Genomic DNA, 5,066 nt, shown 5'->3' on the forward strand with positions numbered 1-5,066 from the left:
TAATTTGAAGTAGAATGGATCACCTCGGCATTGTACCTGCCAAAAGGATTTTCTTTTTTTTCATCAATTATTGCGTAGTTCAACAGTTCAGTTTTTTTCTCTATGACCAGTCTGCTATATTCAGATGCCTGCGCATAATTACCTATCGAAAGATAAACCCTAGCCAGAAGCGCCCATACAGCAAGCCTACTGGGCCTGGTCTTTATCTGGGCCAGTAATGGTAAATCTTCCATACAATCTTCGAGATCTCCTATGATCTGTTCATAGCATTCCGATATGGTAGACCTTTTAAACTTTACATTGATATCAGATGATGTTCTGAGTGGAATTCCCGGTTTATCCCCATTTGACTTTCCATTATAGGGCAATGAAAACAGGTTCATCAATTCAAAAAAAGACAGGCTCCGGTAGAATTTGGCGATTGCCCCGATTTCCCTATAATCGGCATCACTCAATTTATCCCTTATTACCCCGACGCTTTCGAGTACCACATTGGCGTAATACACCCGGTGATACAGCATGGACCAGGCAACATCATCATTCGCCGAAACCTCCCAGGTGTATTTATTCCTAATGGAAATATTGGCAATCGAATTCCATGAATTGTCAGTGAGATAATAGTTATCACTGAGATCCTCCCCAACCAGCGTCATGGCATTAAAAATATTTTCATTATTGAGAAGGGCCCAAAGATCATCTTTGGTCGAAATTGTCGCCAGTTTCTGACGTGGTTTTTCTTCCAGAAATTTATTGCATCCGGAACAGGCAATTAAAGCCACTAAAAATAATAAACATGTTTTCATCTCTAAATATGTTTTGTCCCATCGATGGAACGGAGTTTTTTATATTTAAAATTATAGTCATCTGGGGGTTGTTATCCAGTCTTAAAATTGGACTGTAATTCCATACCGATTACAGTTTTACATTAACTCCCACGGACACTGTCTTTGGCAGACCGATCTCGTTCTGTGGAGTCGTTGGATCTATACCGGCATCATTTGCCCGCCATATAAAACCAAGATTGGTCATATATAGGAAGACGCTGTGGGATTGAATGCGCTTTGATTTAATCCCTTTTAGTTCATAGGCCAGTCTCAGATCTGTCAGCCTGATATGGTCTCCTCTCATGACATTGACCGCAGCACCATTAAAAAAACTGTTTCTATAGGTATTGTTCGGGTAAGCGAACGATGGTATATCGGTATGGAGCTCATCTCCCTGTTCCTTCCAGCTTGCCGAAAAGTCAGCATGGACCGGGTTCCATGTACCGATCTGCGCGTAGTTGACTGTTGGTTTCCGAAAATAATACCTGAACCTAAAACCTATATTTGCGGAGAGCAGTATATTTTTATAGCTCCAGTCATTGCGGATTGACCCAAACCACAGTGGCCGCGCCGAGCCATGCAATACCAATTCATTTGATTCTGTTTTCTGTATAATATTTTTCCAGTCTTCACTCTTTTCATTACCAATATAACCCATTGGGTTTCCATTTTCAGGATTCAGCCCGGCCCATTTATAGCTGAACACGGCATAGGCCAGCTGTCCTTCGATCGGATTGATCTGCTGGATATAGCTCATAGTAGGTTTCATAGTCAGCATATATTTACTGATGATTACTTTATTAAAGCTCAAAAGCAAAGCTGTGCTCCACGAAAAATCTCCTATCATGTTACGGCTGCGCAAATTGAGGTCAAGCCCTTTTCCCTCGGTATTGGCACTGTTTATGGTCATTTCAGACACTCCAGTTGTCGGGTCGAGCGGAGAAGAACCCAAAAGATCGTAGGCATTTTTCCAGTAAAAATCGATAGCCCCCGATATCCGGTTATCTTTGGTTGCGAAATCCAAACCGATATTCGTAGTTTTCACCTTCTCCCATCGTAAAGATGGATTTGGTGGATTAACGATCATCGCAAAGGGCATTGAAGTATATGGAGTCAGGTAAGAAGCATATTCTATCGTGCTGTAGGCCGAGGTATTCTTGTTTACATTCCCACTATACCCAAAAGATCCCCTTACCTTCAGCATCTTCAGCCAATCAGCTTTGAAAAAATTCTCCCGATGGATATTCCAGGCTACACCTGTGGACCATAGCGGGCTCCACTTTCCATTGGTCGTGGCACCGAACAGATTTGAGGCATCCTTCCGGGCACTGAAATAGACATCCATTCTATTGTCATAACTGTAAGAAACATTGCCATAGACGGACACATACCGATCTGCTGTCCGGTCCCTAAAAAAACCATCGGTACCAAGGGATGCTGTACCACCAATATTGCTATAAGTAGACAGCAGCGCGATCTGATCCACTGGCGCAAACAACATTTTTTCAGGCTCATAACCATACAGACGGGCGCCATTTTCGTTGTTTGTCAATGAGCGCACTTCAAAGCCCAGCAGCGAAGTCAGCTGATGTTTTTCAGCAAAGTTTTTATCCTGGTTCAATTGGATACGAAAAGATTTTGTCTGGCCATCAGATTCCGAACGGTTCAATATCCCGCCTTTGGGTACGCCATAGCTATACAGCCCGTCTTTGACCGTAGTATAAAGATTGATGAGATTCCTGGCGAAATAACTGTCGATACCGTTCAGTTTTTCTTGCTTCACCGATGAAGTACCATATTGCCCCCTGACCTCAAGACCGAGCCAGTGGGTAATCCGGTAGGTCAACCCCAGGTCGAACAATAGCTGTCTCGATTTCTGATATTGATTATTGATCTGTAATTCCTCATACGGTCTATATTTCCAGTCCAGGAGCCCGGGATCGGTGATCTCGTCAAGGAACCGCCTACTGTGCCCATAGTTTACGGCCAAAGGGGTTTCATTTTCGTCTACCAATTGCGCATAAGGATACAGTGGTAGGCCCGCACCATAGCCATCGTTAAAATCCGTACTCTGGTGATGCACATAACTGATCCGGGATTGGACCATTGCCTTTTTTCCAAAATGTAGTTCATTCGAAAAATTAAAGGTATACCGTGTTGTTGCATTACCTCGCAGACTGGGCTTTTGGTTATCCACACCAAATGAAACATAATGGCTGGCCACATCAGATCCACCGCTCAGGTCGATAGCGTATCGCTGGTCAAAGGAGTTTCTGTAGAAATAATCCATATAGTCCCTTCTTGAATCCATATTTCTGTATGGATCAATTCTTTCCCGGAGCTCTAAATCATTTATCTTTCCTTCTTTTTGCAGTTGCAGCAGTTCTATAACGGGCGAAAGTGCCGGATGTTTTTTATTGCTGATCTGGTTATTGTAGTATCCCTTGTCAAAAAGCAGTATCTCCATATCAATAAATTCAGAACTGCTGATCTGCTTAAGTTTGAATAGATCCGGTTTGGAGCCTATAGAAAGATTCGATGAAAAATTAAGGGATTCTCGGCTCGCTTTTTTCCCTCTTTTTGTTGTGATCACGATCACACCATTCCCGGCCTTGGCACCCCATATCGAAGATGCAGCAGCATCTTTAAGAATTGTTATATTTTCGATGTCATTGGGGTTTATATTATCAATATTACCTTCGTATGGAAAGTTGTCTACAATGATTAGGGGACTGTTTGATCCGCTGGTACTGCTGATCCCCCGGATATCCAGGTTCCCATCCGAGCTCCCGGGATTGTTGATATTGTAATTTCGACGGTCAAAAGAAATTGCAGTAGTCATATCTTCAAGCCTATTCAATATATTGGATGAAACAGACCGCTGTATTTCTTCCTTCGTTATTACTTCGTACGAACCTGTCTGCCTTTCTTTTGAAAGTTTCTGGTATCCCGTATTGATCTGCACCTCTTCAAGCTGATATTCAGCCGGAAGCATTGCAAATACTAGTCGCCCGACCGGTAGGCGGTAAGAAAGTTTTTTTTGTCCATATCCTACATGCGTACATACCACCTCTGCGGGTGTATCCGCGCCATCGATTTCAATAATCCCGTTATTTACTTTTACGCCTTTTCCGTTTACAGAAATGTTATAACCGCCCAGCAGTTTGCCTGTCAGAGAATCCTTTACAATCAGGGAAATCCGTTGCTGCCCCGATGCAGATTGCATTGCAATGCAATGGCATAGGCACAGTATATATTTTATTATACTTTTCATATTATCTGTCCTTTATCTGAATGGTATTTATTGTCATCACCGAGTGTATCAGCTGGCAGCCCGCTTCATTGATCAGTGCGATCAACTGCTCAGAATTCAGCTTGGAAAGGTTTCGCTTTGGCACATAAATTTCTCGAGATATCCCATTTTTATCGACTATCGGAATGCTGTTCGGAAGTCTGTTATAAGCATCAATCAGATAGTTCAAGCGCGTATACTGGCGGTTTTTTCCACTGCTTGAATGAGGTTTCTTCTTCACGATAAGCTCGTATATTTTCACTTTGACGGGGGCGAAAGAAACGTCTATCCGAAGGTATTTACTAATATCATGCAATACATTGTCTTTCATTTCCTTATCAGGTGCTCCGATCGATATTTTTTGTTCATAGCAAACGGCATTTTTGGAGAGCCACCCGATTTTATCACCCATTGAATTATGATAGCCAATATCTTTCAGCAAAAACCTACTACCTGTTAGATCAATTGTATTCAGGGCTAAGGGCTCGATCGATAGCGCATATTCCAGTAGCTCCTTGACCGAATAGTTAAAGAATGCTATACGCTGTGTACCATTTAGTGTATCAACCTCTTTAAAGGTCGATGGTGGCACATCTTTCCGGTAGCGGCTCAGCATGCTGTACTTGGTCCCGGATAGGGTATCCATCGACGCCAGTAATGATGTTTGAATTGCCTGGTCATTTTTCACATACAGCAGTTCGCCCGCTTGCCCCTTCAAAATATGGTTAACGTTATCGGCTGTCATGGACTCAAAACCGCCAATGTGTACGATTTTATTATTCTTTATAAATACGACATGAGGAACAAGTGCATGCGGAAAATACTCTGCAATTGTACCAGCGTCGGTCACGATATGGAGCTTACTGTTTCGCAGGATCTCGTTCTTACTTAGGAAGTTGTTTATTTCAGCTGACTTCTGCTCAGTCACCGGAATGATTTCAATGTCAGCT

The 5,066-nt window shown here is 42.6% G+C and carries 3 protein-coding genes; all 3 read right to left on the reverse strand.

Annotated features, from left to right (window positions below):
- The coding region (locus AC07UV_RS25510; protein ID WP_495185822.1) for a RagB/SusD family nutrient uptake outer membrane protein at nucleotides 1-803 on the reverse strand (803 nt) is incomplete at its 3' end.
- 109 nt (nucleotides 804-912) lie between these two features.
- On the reverse strand, nucleotides 913-4,098 hold the full coding sequence (locus AC07UV_RS25515; RefSeq protein ID WP_495185823.1) for a SusC/RagA family TonB-linked outer membrane protein: 3,186 nt from the start codon (nucleotides 4,096-4,098) through the stop codon (nucleotides 913-915).
- Between the two features lies 1 nt (nucleotide 4,099).
- A partial coding sequence (locus AC07UV_RS25520) for a hypothetical protein (RefSeq protein ID WP_495185824.1) occupies nucleotides 4,100-5,066 on the reverse strand: 967 nt, incomplete at its 5' end.

The organism is Sphingobacterium sp. GW821-FHT03E03, assembly GCF_059420745.1.